This window comes from Clostridium sp. (genome assembly GCF_036569345.1).
In the GTDB taxonomy this organism is placed as follows: domain Bacteria; phylum Bacillota; class Clostridia; order Clostridiales; family Clostridiaceae; genus Clostridium_AD.
Map to the genome: position 1 here is coordinate 102,990 of NZ_DATCQT010000055.1, position 17,355 is coordinate 120,344.

18 protein-coding genes are annotated in these 17,355 nt (G+C 30.5%); 14 read left to right on the forward strand and 4 right to left on the reverse strand.

All coding sequences use genetic code 11. The features are described 5' to 3' along the window. Positions 1 to 186: 186 nt before the first annotated feature. Complete coding sequence (locus VIM70_RS05660; RefSeq protein ID WP_331944763.1) at positions 187 to 762, forward strand: C40 family peptidase; 576 nt, start codon at positions 187 to 189, stop codon at positions 760 to 762. Between the two features lie 108 nt (positions 763 to 870). Here the strand turns inward: VIM70_RS05660 and VIM70_RS05665 are convergent, their stop codons facing one another. Next, positions 871 to 1,074: a hypothetical protein gene (locus tag VIM70_RS05665; RefSeq protein WP_331944764.1), complete on the reverse strand. Its 204-nt coding sequence runs from the start codon at positions 1,072 to 1,074 to the stop codon at positions 871 to 873. A 172-nt stretch (positions 1,075 to 1,246) separates the two neighbouring features. Here VIM70_RS05665 and VIM70_RS05670 point away from each other — a divergent pair, with 172 nt between their 5' ends. The 6 genes from VIM70_RS05670 (at position 1,247) to VIM70_RS05695 (ending at position 5,453) form a co-directional block, all read left to right on the forward strand. Further along, on the forward strand, positions 1,247 to 1,924 hold the full coding sequence (locus VIM70_RS05670) for a TetR/AcrR family transcriptional regulator (RefSeq protein WP_331944765.1): 678 nt from the start codon (positions 1,247 to 1,249) through the stop codon (positions 1,922 to 1,924). Continuing rightward, the gene (locus VIM70_RS05675; RefSeq protein WP_331944766.1) at positions 1,921 to 2,661 is read left to right on the forward strand and encodes an ABC transporter ATP-binding protein; all 741 of its coding nucleotides are present in this window, start codon (positions 1,921 to 1,923) and stop codon (positions 2,659 to 2,661) included. The genes VIM70_RS05670 and VIM70_RS05675 overlap by 4 nt, the downstream gene beginning before the upstream one ends. Then, positions 2,658 to 3,671 (forward strand): ABC transporter permease, encoded by a 1,014-nt coding sequence (locus VIM70_RS05680; protein ID WP_331944767.1) that lies wholly within the window; start codon positions 2,658 to 2,660, stop codon positions 3,669 to 3,671. Before VIM70_RS05675 ends, VIM70_RS05680 begins: the two co-directional genes overlap by 4 nt. 172 nt (positions 3,672 to 3,843) lie before the next feature. Further along, entirely contained in the window at positions 3,844 to 4,257 is a 414-nt protein-coding gene (locus VIM70_RS05685) for a MerR family transcriptional regulator (RefSeq protein ID WP_331944768.1), read from the forward strand. 4 nt (positions 4,258 to 4,261) lie between these two features. Then, positions 4,262 to 4,405 (forward strand): hypothetical protein, encoded by a 144-nt coding sequence (locus tag VIM70_RS05690; RefSeq protein ID WP_331944769.1) that lies wholly within the window; start codon positions 4,262 to 4,264, stop codon positions 4,403 to 4,405. A gap of 19 nt (positions 4,406 to 4,424) precedes the next feature. Then, the gene (locus tag VIM70_RS05695; protein ID WP_331944770.1) at positions 4,425 to 5,453 is read left to right on the forward strand and encodes an MFS transporter; all 1,029 of its coding nucleotides are present in this window, start codon (positions 4,425 to 4,427) and stop codon (positions 5,451 to 5,453) included. 110 nt (positions 5,454 to 5,563) lie between these two features. Here VIM70_RS05695 and VIM70_RS05700 read toward each other — a convergent pair whose 3' ends face one another. The 3 genes from VIM70_RS05700 to VIM70_RS05710 form a co-directional block, all read right to left on the reverse strand. After that, on the reverse strand, positions 5,564 to 6,268 hold the full coding sequence (locus VIM70_RS05700; RefSeq protein ID WP_331944771.1) for a TerC family protein: 705 nt from the start codon (positions 6,266 to 6,268) through the stop codon (positions 5,564 to 5,566). A 229-nt stretch (positions 6,269 to 6,497) separates the two neighbouring features. Beyond that, positions 6,498 to 8,618, reverse strand: a complete 2,121-nt coding sequence (locus tag VIM70_RS05705) for a PAS domain-containing sensor histidine kinase (RefSeq protein WP_331944772.1) — start codon at positions 8,616 to 8,618, stop codon at positions 6,498 to 6,500. A 259-nt stretch (positions 8,619 to 8,877) separates the two neighbouring features. Next, positions 8,878 to 10,149, reverse strand: a complete 1,272-nt coding sequence (locus VIM70_RS05710) for a dicarboxylate/amino acid:cation symporter (protein WP_331944773.1) — start codon at positions 10,147 to 10,149, stop codon at positions 8,878 to 8,880. 239 nt (positions 10,150 to 10,388) lie between these two features. On the opposite strand from VIM70_RS05710, the gene VIM70_RS05715 reads away from it, so the two are divergent. From VIM70_RS05715 to VIM70_RS05745, 7 genes are all read left to right on the forward strand, one after another. Continuing rightward, positions 10,389 to 11,075 (forward strand): response regulator transcription factor, encoded by a 687-nt coding sequence (locus VIM70_RS05715; RefSeq protein ID WP_331944774.1) that lies wholly within the window; start codon positions 10,389 to 10,391, stop codon positions 11,073 to 11,075. Then, complete coding sequence (locus tag VIM70_RS05720) at positions 11,072 to 12,472, forward strand: HAMP domain-containing sensor histidine kinase (RefSeq protein WP_331944775.1); 1,401 nt, start codon at positions 11,072 to 11,074, stop codon at positions 12,470 to 12,472. Before VIM70_RS05715 ends, VIM70_RS05720 begins: the two co-directional genes overlap by 4 nt. Positions 12,473 to 12,653: 181 nt before the next feature. After that, positions 12,654 to 13,097 carry a GtrA family protein gene (locus VIM70_RS05725; protein ID WP_331944776.1) on the forward strand — a complete coding sequence of 148 codons (444 nt, stop codon included), beginning with the start codon at positions 12,654 to 12,656 and terminating at the stop codon, positions 13,095 to 13,097. A gap of 60 nt (positions 13,098 to 13,157) precedes the next feature. Beyond that, positions 13,158 to 15,332 (forward strand): glycosyltransferase family 39 protein, encoded by a 2,175-nt coding sequence (locus VIM70_RS05730; RefSeq protein WP_331944777.1) that lies wholly within the window; start codon positions 13,158 to 13,160, stop codon positions 15,330 to 15,332. Between the two features lie 86 nt (positions 15,333 to 15,418). Continuing rightward, a complete protein-coding gene (locus VIM70_RS05735) occupies positions 15,419 to 15,661 on the forward strand; it encodes a hypothetical protein (RefSeq protein WP_331944778.1) in 243 nt (80 codons plus the stop codon). Positions 15,662 to 15,675: 14 nt separating this feature from the next. Beyond that, positions 15,676 to 16,815, forward strand: a complete 1,140-nt coding sequence (locus VIM70_RS05740) for a hypothetical protein (protein WP_331944779.1) — start codon at positions 15,676 to 15,678, stop codon at positions 16,813 to 16,815. A 58-nt stretch (positions 16,816 to 16,873) separates the two neighbouring features. Then, on the forward strand, positions 16,874 to 17,236 hold the full coding sequence (locus VIM70_RS05745; RefSeq protein WP_331944780.1) for a FlxA-like family protein: 363 nt from the start codon (positions 16,874 to 16,876) through the stop codon (positions 17,234 to 17,236). Positions 17,237 to 17,355 lie beyond the last annotated feature (119 nt).

The following is a 17,355-nucleotide window of genomic DNA, read 5'->3' on the forward strand; positions in this document are numbered from 1 at the left end:
TTCAATAAATTTATACTTCCCCATTAACCTTTGTATTAGCAATATAAATTGAAGTGTTTTCTGATTTTTATAAACATTTCAGAATATTTTTAAAAATTCTACAGTAATTTAATATAAGGCAGTAATTTAATATAAGGCACTAATTTAATATAATGTTATATTAAACATTAAAAAAGGGGAGGAAATATGAGAAAGTCCTTTAATAAAAGAAAACCATTAAATCTTTTACTGATAACCTTTATTCTTATAATAATATCACTAGTATATATGATTTATACTATTTTCTCAAATTTTAAAACTCCATTAAATAATGCTAAATATATATCAAATGGACAACAATACAATGTTTTAATAAATGGAAATGATGTTGTATCCTATGCAAATACATTTCTAGGAATGAATTACTTATGGAATGGCACAACACCCGTTATATCAGATGTTTCAGGCAAATATGTAAGTGGAGGTTTCGATTGTTCGGGATTTGTACAATATATCTATAAAAAATTCGGAATAAATTTGCCTAGAACAAGTATGAATCAGATAAATATAGGTACTTCTATTAACATAGATAAACTTAAAAATGGAGATTTAGTCTTTTTTAAAACTAACCCATCACTGCCCTCTGAAGTATCTCATGTTGGCATATATATTGGAAATAATAAATTTATACACTCTCCTAAATCTGGTGATGTTATAAAAATTTCTGAATTGATTGGATATTACAAAGAAAAATTTGTTATAGGTAAAAGGATAATAAAGTAAGAATCATGTTATTTTTTCTGTTCTAAGGCATTTTCAATAGCCTATAAAATAACCTTGCTGCTAAGGTATATATTAACTAAACGCCATAAAAATCTAATCATAAAATACTTAGATTTTTCGCTTGGTTACAAAATCTACATCTGGCAAATCTTTTATTATACTTATTATAGTCATCCTCGTCCAGGCTATATGTTGTTCCCAGAGCTTACGCATGGTGTTTCTTAAATCTACCTCGACTTTACTAATTTTCGTTGCAGCAAGACGGTACCTTTGAGTTAACAAATAAGATGTATCATATGGGCATATATACATTGTTATCACCACTTTCTAATTTTTATATTATAGTATGTTTGTATAATCAAGAAGTACACACTATTAATGCCACGCATAGCAATTTTCATTGACAGAATATTTTTTCTTGATATAATAAAAGTGAGTAGTCACTCATTTTATATAGAATGATAACCTGTAAGGAGTTGATATAGTGGCAGATGAAAAAGATTCGTATAGTTACTTATTTGATGAAAACATATCTGAAGAAGAAATATCAAAAAGGCAATGGGATATTTTAGATGCTGCAACAAAGATTTTTGCTGAAAAAGGGTATGAGGGTGGTAGAACTAGTGATATAGCGAAAGAGGCCAATATAGCTGAAGGAACAATATTCAGGTATTTTAAAACTAAAAAAGATTTGTTAGTTGGGCTATTAATGCCTCTGATTGTAAAGTTTTTTAGGCCACTTATGTTTAAATCAATGGAAAAAATTATGGATAATGAAAAAAATGATTCTATAAATGTAGTATTAAAAAATATAATGATGGATAGAGTAACTTTGATTAAGAAAAATGCACCTTTAGTAAAAACTGTTATGGTTGAGTCAATTTACCATCCAGAGTTACTAGAGCCATTACAAAAGGAAATTGCACCTAAAGTCATTCCTATAGTAGATAAGTTTTTTAAGGAAAATATAGAAAACGGAAATTTAAGGGATATTGATCCCAGGCTTATGACAAGGAGCTTAATTAGTTTAGTTGCAGGATTTTCTATTCTAAGCAATGCATTACCTGAGGTATTTACAAATGATGGAGATGAAACTGAAATAGACAAAATAGTTGATATTCTAATAAATGGAATAGGATCAAAAGGAGCGTGTAATAAATGAGTGTTGAAAATGTCATAAAAATAGATAATTTCAAAAAGCAGTTTGGAAAATTTGTAGTCCTCAAAAATATCAATCTTTCAGTAAAAAAAGGTGAGATACTTGGCCTCCTTGGACCCTCTGGTTCAGGTAAAACCACTTTAATAAAGGCTATTGTAGGAATGAGTGAACCTACAGAAGGCACAGTGTCTGTGCTTGGAACTAAAATGCCTTCGCTTGTTGCTGTTTCAAAAATCGGATATATGGCTCAAAGTGATGCTCTTTATGAAGACTTGAATGCATATGACAACATATTATTCTTTGCATCGTTATATGGTATGAAGGGAAAAGTCGCTAAAAAAAGAGCTGATGAGGTTTTAGAATTAGTTCTTCTAAAAGAAGAAGGCAAAAAACTTATTAAAGATTTTTCTGGTGGAATGAAAAGAAGATTGTCCCTTGCCATAGCCTTGGTCCATAAACCTGAAATACTTATTCTTGATGAACCTACTGTAGGTATTGATCCAGTTCTTAGAATTGAATTTTGGAAGGAATTTGAACGTGTAAGAAAAGAGGGCGTTACAATAATAATAACTACTCACGTTATGGATGAAGCTGATCATTGTGATAGGCTTGCACTAATTAGAAATGGAGGAATAATTGCCATAGGAACTCCACAGGAATTAAAGGAAAGGTCTGGAGAAAGTACTGTTGAAGGCGCATTTCTCTATTATGGTAAAGAAGGAGAGGTGAAAAGCATATGAGAGTATTATCAATTGCTAAAAGATTAATAAAGCAGCTTAGAGGAGATAAACGATCAATCGCTCTAATGTTTGTTGCTCCAGTTTTTGTAATGTACCTTTTAAGTGCTATTTTAACCTCAGCAACTACAACTCCAAATATTGATGTTATTTCAGCACCAAATGCCTATGTAAACAAGTTACAAAGCCTGGCTAACGTTACTAAAGTTGATAGTGAAGAGATTGCTTTGAACAATTTAAAAGATAAAAGTATAGATGCTTATATCATCTTTAATGGAAATAAACCAAAAATCACATTAGAAGGTGCTGACCCGTCTATCACAAGCCTTGTTATGAACACACTTAATAAGCTTTCAAATAGCAGTGTTATGTTAAAGCCAGAAATTTTTTTTTTACATGGATCTAAGGATATGGGAGCGTTCGATTCCATGGCTCCAATTCTTATGGGCTTCTTCATCTTCTTTTTCGTATTTTTAATCGCTGGAGTTGCATTTTTGAGAGAGAGAATAAGCGGAACACTAGATAGAATACTTGCAACACCTTTAAAAAGATGGGAGATTGTTTTAGGATATTTTTTAGGTTTTGGTTTATTTGTATGTATCCAAACTATAATACTTCAGGTCTTTAGTATTTATGGACTTAAGGTACCTATGGAAGGAAGCTTTTGGGCGGTACTTGTAATAAATTTGGCCCTTGCATCAGGATCCTTAGCCCTCGGAACTCTCTTATCTGCCTTTGCACGTAATGAATTTCAATTATTTCAGTTTATACCTATTATAATAGTTCCTCAAATTATGTTCAGTGGTATTTTTGATTTGAGAAATGCGCCTGCTTGGGCAAAGATATTATCAAAGATATTTCCTATGACTTATGGAGCAGAAGCACTAAGAGATGTAATGCTAAGAGGAAAGAGTTTAATAGATGTTAAAAATGATTTACTGATGCTCGTAGGATACGCATTATTATTTCTTATATTAAATACCCTGGCTCTTAAAAAATACAGAAAGGCATAAAAATAAAATAATTTACTCTATCTTGAAATGTGCAAGATTTGTGTTTAGACAAATCTTTGCACTATTTTTTTTATAATTTATAATAATCATTAAAACTGAGTCACTAACATTCACAACTGTATCCTTGACGTGAATGTTATAGTGGTGTAGAATACTTCATTGGGGGTGAATCATGGATACAAAATATTATAAAATCGAAGAAGTTGCTATTAAAACTGGACTTACAAAAAGAACTTTAAGATATTATGAAGAATTGGAACTTATAATCCCTAAAAGAACTGAAGCTTCTTATAGATTATACAGCGAAGAAGATATTGAAAAAATTAATAGAATAAAGGATTTACGAGAATGTCTAGGATTCTGCTTAAATGATGTTAAAGCAATTCTAGACTTAGAAAAAGACTTTAAACGAATTTTTAAAGAAGACTTAAAAGATGATATTATGGTAGATAATTCGATAAACCTTATTAAAAAACAAATAGCTTCAATCGAAGAAAAAGAACTTTCCCTTAGGAGATCTAGAGAAAAGTTTAAAATAGCTCTAACGAAGCTAGAAGAATTTCGTCGAACAAAACAGGAGGAATAAACTAATGAAAAAAATTGATTACAAATGGACGGCACTCTTATGTACCACATTAGGGGCCCTTTTTTCAGTTCTTAGCGGGAGTACTTTAATGATAGCACTTCCCGTTATTATGAAAGACTTAAAAACAAGTATGAGTATAGTTACTTAAAGCCTTAGGAATAAATAGTATGATAATATGTGTTGCTGCAGTTGCGGGGCCTATTCTTGGAGGTTTTCTTATCGGTATTGGTTGGAGAAGTATTTTTTATGTCAACATTCCAATAGGTGTTATAGGAACATTTTGGGCAGGTTTTAGTCTTAAAGAAACAAAATTAATTTCTGAAAAACAAAAATTTGATATTAGTGGTATGGTTACCTTTTCCGCAGGTATGCTTGCTCTACTAACGGCCTTAACTTTAGGTGGCTTTAGCGGATGGACAAACATATATGTAGTAACATTATTTATAGCTTCTATAGTTCTTTTAGGATTATTTATTAATATAGAAAATAAAATTGAGTATCCAATGCTTGATTTAAGATTACTTAAAACTAGAGTACTTGCCTTTGCCTTTTTAGCTAATTTTCTAAACGGCGTTGCTAGAGGCGCAGTAACTTTTTTACTGATATTCTACTTTCAAGGAGTAAAGGGGATTGATCCAATGCTTGCTGGAATACTTTTATCCCCATTTGCTTTAGCTATGATGATTGTATCACCATTTAGTGGTTGGTTATCCGATAGATATGGTGTAAGAATTCTAAGTTCAGTTGGGTTAGTTATTTCCGCTGTAGGCCTTGCAGGGCTTATGATGATAACGGCTGACACCTCAACAATTGAACTTGTTATTTGGATGTCAATTATGGGCCTGGGATCAGGGATGTTCTTCGCACCAAATACAAGCGCAATAATGGGTGCAGTACCTGCTGATAAAAGAGGTATCGCAGCTGGCCTTAGAACAATGCTTACTAATGCTGGTATGGTTTTAAGTATTGCTATCTGCATGGCAATTATATCAACTAGTATTTCTCCACAAGCTATGCAGGCACTTTTCATCGGAAGTCAAGTAGGTGGTAACGGAATCGCTACAGCGCAATTTATTTCAGGGCTTAGAACAGCATTTACAATCTGTTTTATATTTAGTCTCTTAGCTGCTTTTATATCCTACTTAAGAGGACCAAGTCCAGTATGGGAGGAAGAGGAAGAAGTTGTTATCTCTTAACTATAGTTACTTCTTAAAGTTATATTGGTGTTAGTTTCTTAATTTAATACTGAATACAAAAAAAGCAATCATTTCTGATGATTGCTTTTTTATATAATAATATCATATACTTACTTACCTTTTATACTCAAACCATACTCACTATGATTTTTTCTTAATGTTACATATCCATAAATAAATACACCAATGCCAAGTAACACTGGAATTATCGTTGAAAGTGTAGGATCAAGACCTATGTATTTTATTGTTATGTTATCCTCTAATATCATTTTAAAAGAGGTATGTGCCAATATTGCGCCACCTAAGTATATAACAATAGGGTGTTCTTTCATTAAATTTGAAACAAATTGACTTCCGAAGAAAATTATAGGTATATTTATCAAAACACCAACAATAATTAATAGGTCATTACCATCTGCTGTACTTGCTATAGCAAGCACGTTGTCAAGGCTCATACTAATGTCAGCAATAATAATAGTAGCTACAGCTCCCCAAAAATTATCTGCTTTCTTTACTACACAATCCTCTCCCTGGCACTCAGGCTTAATGAAACTCCATGTGATTTTTATCAGAATTAGTCCGCCAACTAATTTAATTGGTAACCACTGTATACTCATTATTTGAGTAATAATACATGCAAAAAACACATTTAGTCCTATAGCTCCTGATATTCCTATAAAACTAGCTTTTTTAGCGTATTCTGGCGATAATTTTTTTGTTGCAAGTGCAATAATACCAATATTATCACCGGATAACGTTAAATCAAGTATTGTAATTTTTAGTGCACCTAGCATAAATAGCATTATACCTTCCATATACATCCTCTTCTCTTGTTTTGCATCAAAATTTTCTTATATATTATAATCATTTTACTACAACCATTTCATTTGAACATGTTAAACACACCTTAAATACATAGCTATTATTGTACTTTATGTACAATCTTCTATATATTATTCTAACTATGTTTATCTATTATATCATAAATTTATATGGTACTTTAAATAAACTAATTAGAAAGAAAGACAAAGCCATTAAACATGTTTATGAATAAACATCTGATAATTCAACTCGAATATTTTGATCTCCACTCTTAACTTTGTTATTATATGACGTATTTGGATGTAGTGCCATTGCTGAACTTAGTTTAACTGTAAATGTGCTTCCTTTTCCAAATTCACTTTCAACATAAATACTGCCACCATGTAATTCTACAATAGACTTAACCAAACTTAATCCAATACCTGTACCTTCTGAATTTCTTGATAGTGATTTGTCTACCTGCTTAAATCTTTCAAATATCATATTTAGGTTTCTATCCTCAATGCCAATCCCATTGTCTGCGACTGATATTTCAACAAATTCGTTTTCAGCTTTAACGGATACAAGTATTTCATCGCCTTTATCTGTAAATTTTATTGCATTTGATATAAGATTTAAGACTATTCTCTCCATCTTTTCAGGGTCACAAGCAATAATTTTTTCTTCTATATTTGTATCAAATATAATATTTAACCCTTTACTATCAGTAAAATTAGTTACAGACATCACTATTTCTTCTACAAAATCGACTATATTAATATTTGACAAGTTAAGTTTAAAAAATCCTGCTTCAATTTTAGATAAATCAACTATGTTATTAATCATTTTAGATAATCGATAGCTATTTTGCTTGATTGAATCTATATATTTAACAATTGAATCCTTCTTCTTGTCTAGGGATCCACTAGTACAATACATGTTAAATAATTGAGCTGTTGCAAATATAACATTTAGTGGTGTTTTAAGCTCGTGGGATATATTAACAAGAAATTCTCCCTGCAATTTCAATGCTTTTTCCATGTCTATAGCCGACTTTATTTCAGCAGTAACATCTATTATTAAAATTAATATTTCCTCAATTTCTCCATCTACGAAAAAAACAGGTTCAAAGATAACATTCCAATACATCGCTTTGCCATTTACCAAATGGTTTTTTTTACTCAAACACTTAGTTTTCTTTTCTTTTAGCACTTTGCTAATACACTGGTAATATTCACTTTCTTTCAAGTTGCTAAATAACTCTTCAAATTTAGTATTTATAATTTTGTTTATTGATTTTGCATTTGGCATTACCAATTTAAGAAAATCAAATGCCTTTTTATTAATATCAACAATCAATAAATCTGGACATGATAATCTGGCAACAGGTAAATTAAAAGTATCTATAATTCTATCCAATATTTCAAATCTATTTCTTATAGCTTCTTCACGCTTATAGTAATCTGTCATATCCCTACTGCAAAGCACTCCTAAAATAACGTTTCCTTCACTATCATAAATAGGCGTTCCGCTAACTTCTATTTCTGAAGTTATATGAGGATGTTTTACTGTTACCCTCATATTTTCAAATTTTTCACCCCGAATAACTCTACTTTCCGGAATATTATGCGAGTCAATTTTCTTATGATCAATATCATAAAGCTCTCGTTTACAGCTAATACACCCATGACATACTTCCTGTGGATAATTATATTTTGGGGAATATATTTTTCTTGATGCTTTGTTACATAATATATATTTTCCTTTATTATCAATAATACAAATGCCATCAGCAATATTTTCTATAATAGCTTCTAATTGTTTTTTCTGTTCTTCAATTTTCCTAGATTTCTTTATTGATTCAGTAATATCATGAAAATACGAAACTACCATTGCTAAATCACCATTGTCATTATAAATTGGCATTGAACTAACTTCAACAAAATACTCTTTATCAGGATGGCTTACGAGCAATCTAACATTTTTTACACTTTCACCCCTTAACGCTCTAATCGAAGGGTAATTTTCGTATGGTATCCCATTGCCCATCAACTCAAATGATTTAATATTTTTAAAAACATCAGATAAAACAACTCCTTTGCTCGCCCTATAAAGTAGCCTCTTTGCTTCTGAATTCACCATTATATAATTACCTTTATTATCTACAAAAGCTACTCCCTCAGCTAAATTTTCTATTATATTTGTCAGCTGTATACTTTGCTGATCTAATTGATGCTTTAGATGCTCTATCTGTTTTTCTTGCTGCACTAACTGCTTTTCTTGATACTCTAACTGCTTCTTTTGCAACTGTATTATCCCCATTTGATTGTCTAAACTTTGACTTTTCTCAACAAAAGTATTCACAATTATATAACCCCCACTTTTTAATACATGCCCTATAAGTATTATGATTATAATCTTTTGTATAAATCTTATATTAAAACTATTTTTCTCTCATGATTTTACCATTACTTACTTATTATATATTATTTCCTAAATATATCAAACTAAAATTATTACAATTTTAGACAAATTACAATTAAAAGGGAAGCCAAATGGCTTCCCTTAATTAATACTTAAATAAAATTGTATTTACACACTTATTTAAAAACATAAACATTTTTTACATATTTGACTCTACAACAATTTTTTTATCATGTTTCAACCAATTTTTACCTTCTACAAGTCTAGTTACTAGCATAGAACATACTGTGTTTCCAGTAGAATTGAGCACTGTCGCTGGGGCATCTATAATTACACTAACAACTGCAATAATTGGAAGAACCTCTGGAGGAAATCCATATACACTTAATATTAACATTTCTCCAATCATTCCACCACTCGGAATAGCTCCCATGACTGCCCCTACGAGAAGTGAAACGCCAATAATACCAAGAATAGAACTCAGACTAGTTATATCTTTACCAAATAGGCCCATTAAGAGTGTAATTTTCATAACACCTCCAAATACAGACCCATCTTTATGCATATTTGCACCAAGCGGAATTACTGTTTCTGCAATATCATAAGGTACACCAATTTTCTTTACAGCATCTAGGTTAACTGGTATGCAAGCAGCACTTGAACAAGTTGCTAAAGCTGTAACTGAAGGTGTAACAACATTTTTCCAAAATGTTATTATACCGTTTTTCCCGGCTGCAATAAATGCATAAAGGCTAAAAAATCCAAAATAATAGATTACAGAAATAATTATATATAATATAAATATTTTTAAATATCCATTTAAAATTTGACCTCCTAGTTGACCAACAATGGAAGCAAAATAACATCCAAGGCCAATAGGTGCGTAATACATTATAATTTTAACAACTTTCATCATAGTAACGGAACCGGCCTCTAGTAAATTAGCAAGAGGTTTTCCTTTTTCACCAGAAAGAGAAACGGATATGCCAAAAATAATTGAAAATATAACAAGTTGTAGCATATTCTTTCTTGAAAGTAGGTTAACAAAATCTGAAACAGTGAATGTATTTACAAGCTGATTTAAAAATGAAACTTTTTCACTTGTTTGAGTTTCTACGGCACTCTTCATTAAATTTTTAAACATTTCTATATTAAGACCATTAGTTGGCTTCATAATAAGAGCGCCTACTGTTCCAATAATAGCAGCAATAAGTGCTGTAGATAAAAATACTAACATAATACTACCCATAATTTTGCCAAGTCTATTCATTCCACTTATGTTAGCCATTGCAGAGGCCACACTAAAAAATACTAATGGAACTAAAATCATAAACATTAAATTTATAAATAAGCTTCCAAAAGGTTCTAGAATCAAAGCCTTTGACCCCATAACACTGCCAATGATACCTCCAAGTAACACAGAACCCAAAAGTATAATTGTAGATTTATAGTTTTTAAATAATTTTTTCATTTTTATCTCCTTTATATTTTATTAAATATATTAATTCCCATTTTAATTATATTACATTTTTATTGAATATGTAAATAAATATCTATTTTATTCACAATCACATAATTTTAACATAAATATCTTAAAATGTTTTTATAATTATATGATAGAATATAAGATAATAGGTATTTTATGGGTCATATTTAAATTATTTTTATAAATTATAGAACTTAGTAATTAAAAAATCAGGGGTGATTTACTTGTCAATGAAAATATATCTTGTTGAGGATGAAATAAGTTTAAATCTTTTGCTTGAAAAATATCTACAACGTGAGGGTTATGAAGTAACTACTTTTTCTAATGGTAATTCTGCTATAGAGAAAATAAAGGATAAACCAGATCTTTGGATACTAGACATAATGCTTCCAGATACTGATGGTTATGAAATTATAAAAGCTATTAAAGCCTACAATAAAAATACACCTGTTATTTTTATGTCTGCGAGAAATGAGGAACTTGATCGCGTAGTTGGACTAGAGCTAGGCAGTGATGATTATTTGTCAAAACCATTTTTACCTAGAGAACTCATTATAAGGACCAATAAACTTTTAGAGAGAATTTATGGCGTAGCTAAAGAAGAAACCAATCAAATCGATGATAACTTAAATATGGGTGGATACCTTATTAGTAAGAAACAAAGAACAGTTTTTATGGGAAATATAGAAATTATTTTGACCAAAAAAGAATTTGAGATGCTCTGTTATTTTATTGATAATAAAAATAATTTAGTGTCTAGAGATCAAATATTAGATACTGTTTGGGGCGATGATTATTTCGGTTCAGATCGAGTAGTTGATGATGTTATACGTCGACTTAGAAAAAAAATAGATAAATTCACTATAGAAACTGTATATGGATATGGTTATAAATTGGTGTACAAATCATGAGTAAATTAAAATTTAAATTCAACTCACTAACCATGAGAATCTGGACAACTTTTACGATAATAATACTTATAATAATTTCTAGCATTTCATTTTTCTATCTTGTTGCTTTTAAAACCATAACTGAGAAGGCTAAAACGGAAGACTTAAAAGTAGCTCACGATTTTTTGCTAAAATCTAATAATTTTACACAACCTAATAGATTTGATGGGCTAGGAAACATCGGAAACTTAAAAGGAAGCGATTATTATATTTTTAATGTGGATAAAAATAATAAAACTGAGATTATAAGTATAAACAAAGCGCACGGATTACCACCGGCAGCTCAGAATGATCCTAATTCACCTATTAAAATAAATGATAATGCTGTTAAACTTTGGATGGCAAGTTTCATTACAAATGGTACTCTTTATGAAAAACAATTTAAAGGGACTTATAATAATATGAAGTTCATTTTTATTATAAGTTCAATCAAATACGAAAATTCTGGAAAGTCATATTTAATAACTTTTATGCCCGAAATGAAAGATAATGGCTTGCTTTACATGGTGCTTTGGGTAGGGCTCATATTTATAGCTATAGGTTTTTTAACTGCTAAATTAGTTGCAAATTATATTTCTAAACCACTTAAGGAGCTTGAAAATTATACTATTAGGATATCCCGTAAAGATTGGGACCAGCCGATAAATGTTAAAAATGATGACGAGATTGGGCGCCTTGCGAACTCGATGAATTTAATGCAGAAAGAATTAAAACGCACTGCTGAAGAAGAAAAAATGTTTTTACAGAGTATATCCCACGATTTGAAAACACCCATTATGGTAATTATGAGTCATGCAGAGGCTATTATTGATGGTGTATATGTAGAGTCTGTGGAGAAAAATGCTGAAATAATAAGGGATGAGGCCATAAGTCTCGAAAAGAAAGTTAAGCAGGTGTTATATTTGAATACACTTGATTATGTTTTAGAAAATAACTTTGAAAATAGTGAAATTAATATGCAACGCTTACTTTACCATATTATAAAGAGATTTGAAGTAATTAATAATAATATCCAATGGGATTTAAACATAGACGATGCTACTATAATTGGAAACGTGGACAAAATACAGGTTTCTATTGAAAATATATTAGATAATAGCCTTAGATATGCTAAAGATAAAATTTGCGTAAGCTTAAAAAAAGAAGGTGCTTTTGCAGTGGTTGAGATATATAATGATGGGCCTAATATTCCAGAGGAACATCTATCTCATATCTTTGATAATTTCTATAAAGATAAAACCGGGAAATTTGGTCTTGGGCTTGCTATTTGTATGAAAATTATTAATTATTATAATGGAGAAATAAAGGTTACGAATAGAGATATTGGTGTTAGTTTTTTAATTAAATATCCGCTATAAATAAAAGCAATCAGCAGAAATGTTGGTTGCTTTTTACGTGCTGCACACAATCACATAAAGCTCACATATTTATTTGATACTACTAATACAATTTATGATTATAATCTTCATTAAGAGATGTAATTAATATACCTGAGGGTAACTATGATAACATATTCAAGATTTAATGGAGGTGAAAAACATGAAGCCATTCCTTAACCTTACAAATGTGATCTTAAATGGAAAGCTTAAGCATCTAACCAGATTTTCACTAGTTGGGATAGCAAATACTTTAATAGACTTTTTAATATTTACATTATTTAATGGATTTATTGGGCTAAATTATATTGGTAGTCAGATAATTGGGTATAGCTTTGGAGTTGTTAACAGTTTTGTACTTAATAAAAAATGGACTTTTTCTACAACAAAATCTAATAAAAAAACTAAAAATGAACTTTTTCAATTTATTGTAGTTAACTTAATTTCACTTCTCATAACCCTTATAACAATGAATTTTTTAATAAAGAGCTTAAATATTAACGTTTATATATCCAAAATAATTGTTACCTTTGTAGCTCAAATATCAAATTTTCTATCATATAAGCTGTGGGTATTTCATCCAGCAGTAAATGGATATATAGACTAAAATAATAAAGGGTTTGAAACCTGTTTTATCAATAATCATTCTAAAAAGGAGAAAATTAAAATGAAAAAATTAAAACTTACAAAAGAAAAGCTATTATTATCCCTAATCTTATTATTGTCCGGAATATTAAATTTTACAAACTTAGGCATCGAGGGATATTCAAATCTATATTATGCAGCTGGTGTTAAAAGCATGACTATGAGCTGGAAAAACTTCTTTTTCGTATCTTTTGACCCTACCAGTTTTGTAAGCATCGACAAACCTCCTCTAGGTTTTTGGATTCAAGCAATCTCCGCTAAGATCTTTGGATTTAGTGGATGGAGTCTCCTTCTTCCAGAGGCACTAGCCGGAGTTATCTCTGTTTTAATAATATACATTATTGTTAAAAGATCATTTGGGCGCACAGCTGGTCTTCTCTCAGCACTATTCCTTGCAGTAACACCGATTTTCGTTGCGGTAAGTAGAAATAATACTTGTGATAACTTACTAGTTTTAACTCTTCTACTTGCATGTTGGGCTATTTCTATAGCCGCTGAGAAAGGCAAGCTTAAATATCTTCTAATTAGTTTAGCTATTGTTGGTGTTGGTTTTAACATAAAAATGCTTCAAGCTTATATGGTGATTCCAGCTATATATTTAACTTATCTTTTATCAAACGTTATTTCTGTTAAAAAGAGAATAATTCATCTTATCTGCGGAACTCTGGTTCTACTTGTTGTCTCTTTCTCCTGGGCTATTATAGTAGACTTAGTCCCTGCTGCAAACCGGCCATATGTGGGAAGTAGTACAAATAACTCAGAACTAGAACTTATAATAGGACATAATGGACTAGAACGGCTTGGAATTGGAAGCACTACCACTGGAACTGGAGGCATGGGTGGCTCTAAAACACAAGGTGCGAACATGGAAGGATTTAAGGGTGGCACCCCTCCTACTGGTACTAATATTGTCACCGCTGCTTCAAAAAACAATGCTGGTACATCCACTGAAGGAGGAATGCAAGGAGGTACTCCACCAACCGGTTATGGTCAAGGTGGCACGAGGCCAACAGGAGGACAAGGTGGTCAGGCTCAAGGCGGAAATGCTGGTGGCGGCGGTAACAGTAGCATGGGTGGTAGCGCGGTATCTAGCATTACAAGATTATTTGTCACTTCTGGTATGTCTGATCAAATAATTTGGCTATTTCCTATTGCTGTTTTCGGTTTTATAGCAGCAGCATTAAAGGAAAAACTCAAACCAAAATTTAGTAATAAGAAAAAATTAGCTTTAATATTATGGTCAATGTGGTTAATACCTGAATTTATATATTTCAGCTTCACAACTGGCTTATTTCATCCCTATTATTTAACAATGCTAGCTCCACCAATTGCTGCTCTGGCCGGAATTGGAATTGTGTCGATGTGGGAACTTTATAAAGAAGCTGGATTAACATCTTGGATTCTACCGGTAACTCTAATTGTAGATGGATTAGTTCAACTTTTAGTTTTATCCTATTTTTATAACACCTCAAGTATAACTAAAATTTTAATGATAACAATGTCTGTTTTATGTTTTGTTTCGTCACTTTTACTTGTTATCCTTAAGATAGGAAAAAAAGGAAATGTAATGTTTAAAAAATCATTAGTAGCTATTGCTTTAGTAGGTCTTTTGATAACCCCTATTGTTTGGTCAGGAACTACTATGTTTAACGCTATTTCTGGAACCTTCCCCTCTGCAGGACTTAGTTTAATTTCTAGTTCTCAAAAGGGTGGATTCGGCATGAATACTTCTAGTACTTCTAATACTTCAAAATTAATAAAATTCTTAATTAAAAATAAAACAACTGAGAAATATATTCTTGTTACATCCTCTACCAGCGGTAACGCAACAGATATAATACTTAACACTGATGAATCTGTAATGACTTGGGGCTTTTTCGGAACTGATAAAGTATTAACACTAACCCAGTTTAAGGCACTGGTTAAGAAAGGTGAAGTTAGATACGTAATGATAGGAGGTCAAGGCTCAAGTGACGAAATCATGACATGGGCTAAATCAGCTGGTAAATTGGTTGCAGAGAGTGAATGGAAGGATACAACTTCTACTCAGTCGACTACTAAAACACCAGCAACAAATACTGAAACATCAACTGAAACTACTGCCACTACGATTTCATCAAATTCAAAAGCTCAACAATCTGGTGGTGGAAGTTCAGAAGTTTTATATGATTTAAAAGGTGCCAATACTACAAAATAATAATAGGTACTAAACTTTTATATTAGCAGATTCTAAGAAAATAAATAGGATCTGCTTTTACTAGAAAATTTAAAGGAGTAGTAAAGATGGGGATAACCTTAAAAATAAAAAAATACATAATAAAGAGCGCGTTAACTGTGATGGTAACTCTTTCAATTATGATGTGTACAATTTTGTATGCATACCAATATACCACAAGCCATGAAGCTTCTAATAATTCATTTCAAAATGAAAATGGTGGAAATTCTCAAGGTCAATTTCAGAAAAATGATGATGGTAACCAGAATGGAGGTTCTTCAATTGGGGATTCTCAAAAAATCAAAAACTAGATTGGAGGATATTTATGGATAAGAATAAATTTTTTTTAAAGAAATTTCTTAAATTGGCTTCTATTATATGGTTTGCCCTAATTGTTAGAATTCCTGGTTTGCCATTTGCAAGCGCAGACTATAATGCCTTTTTAAGTAGGTGGTTTGATACTATAAAAAATAGTGGTGGTTTTAGCGCCTTAAAAAGTTCAATGGGCGATTACACCCAACCTTACCTATACTTATTAACAATAGGCACTTATACAAATATAAATAAATTATTTTATATAAAAATGATATCTTTTGTTTTTGAGATAATGGCTGCATTTTTTATTATGAAAATTGTTCAAATGAAATATAAAAACGAAAAATTTGGCTATATATCTTTTGGACTTCTACTTTTCATTCCAACAGTTATTTTTAACGGGTCTGTATGGTCCCAATGCGATATAATTTATACTTCCTTTGTCATTGGTTCTATTTATTATATTTTACAAAAAAAAACGATTATATCAATAATTTTCTATGGGATTGCATTATCCTTTAAGCTACAAGCAATATTTTCATTCCCATTATTCGGAATTTTATTGTTTAAAAATAGAGTTAAAATATATCAATTTGTTATTATACCTTTAACCTATCTGGTCTTAAGTATACCTAGTTTAATCATGGGTAGACCTTTTAAAGATATTTTACTTACTTATTTTAACCAATCTGGAGAGTATACAAATTTAACTTATAATGCACCCTCTATATATCAATGGTTTTCTAATAATTTCTTTAGCAATACAACACTTGTAGGTAATATTGGAATTTTATTTGCTTTTGTAGTTGTACTTATAATTATTTATGTAAGTGTAAGATATATAAAGGTTATAAAATATGAAAATATTATAGAATTATCATTAATATTTGCTGTTGTTGTGCCCTTTCTATTGCCAAGGATGCATGAGCGGTATTTCTTTATGGCAGATATAATCTCTCTCTTATATGCATTTTGTTTTCCAAAGAAATTTTATATAGCTATAATAATACCTCTAACATCATTATTGTGCTATTTCCCATTTTTATATAACACATCAACAGATTATATAATTGATCTTTCTATAGTTTTATTTATAGTTATTATCGATTTATTATACTCATTTAGAAATCATTTAATTAACGAAATTTAGTTTTAGAAGCTAATATTATGTATTCTTAATAAAATTAAAATAAAAGGAGTCTAAAAATATGAGTATTTCATTAGTTCAATCAACATCTAATTTAACAACAGCAACTAGTAGTAGCAGTGATGTAAGTTCGCTTAAATCCCAACTATCGTCACTTAATTCACAATTAAATGGGGTTAATTCAAGTAATGATGATGCAAAAACAAAAAAGGCAAAAATTGATGTAATAAACGCTAAAATACAACAAATCCAATCACAAATTCAACAAACGGAATCTAGCAAAACAGATTCTAGTTCTAGGGTATCATCATCAAAAGGTATTGATAATAGCTTAAACATAGATAAAAATAATTCATCAAAATCAAGCAGTACCAGTAGCAGTACTGACAAACCTAATAATAACATAATTGATGTTTATGCTTAGGAATATTCATAAACGCTACAAAAGCAACCAACAATTTGTTGGTTGCTTTTGCTTTGTATTAGTATGTCACCCATAATTATTTATAATCATATACTGAAATGTATGATGACTATTAATTT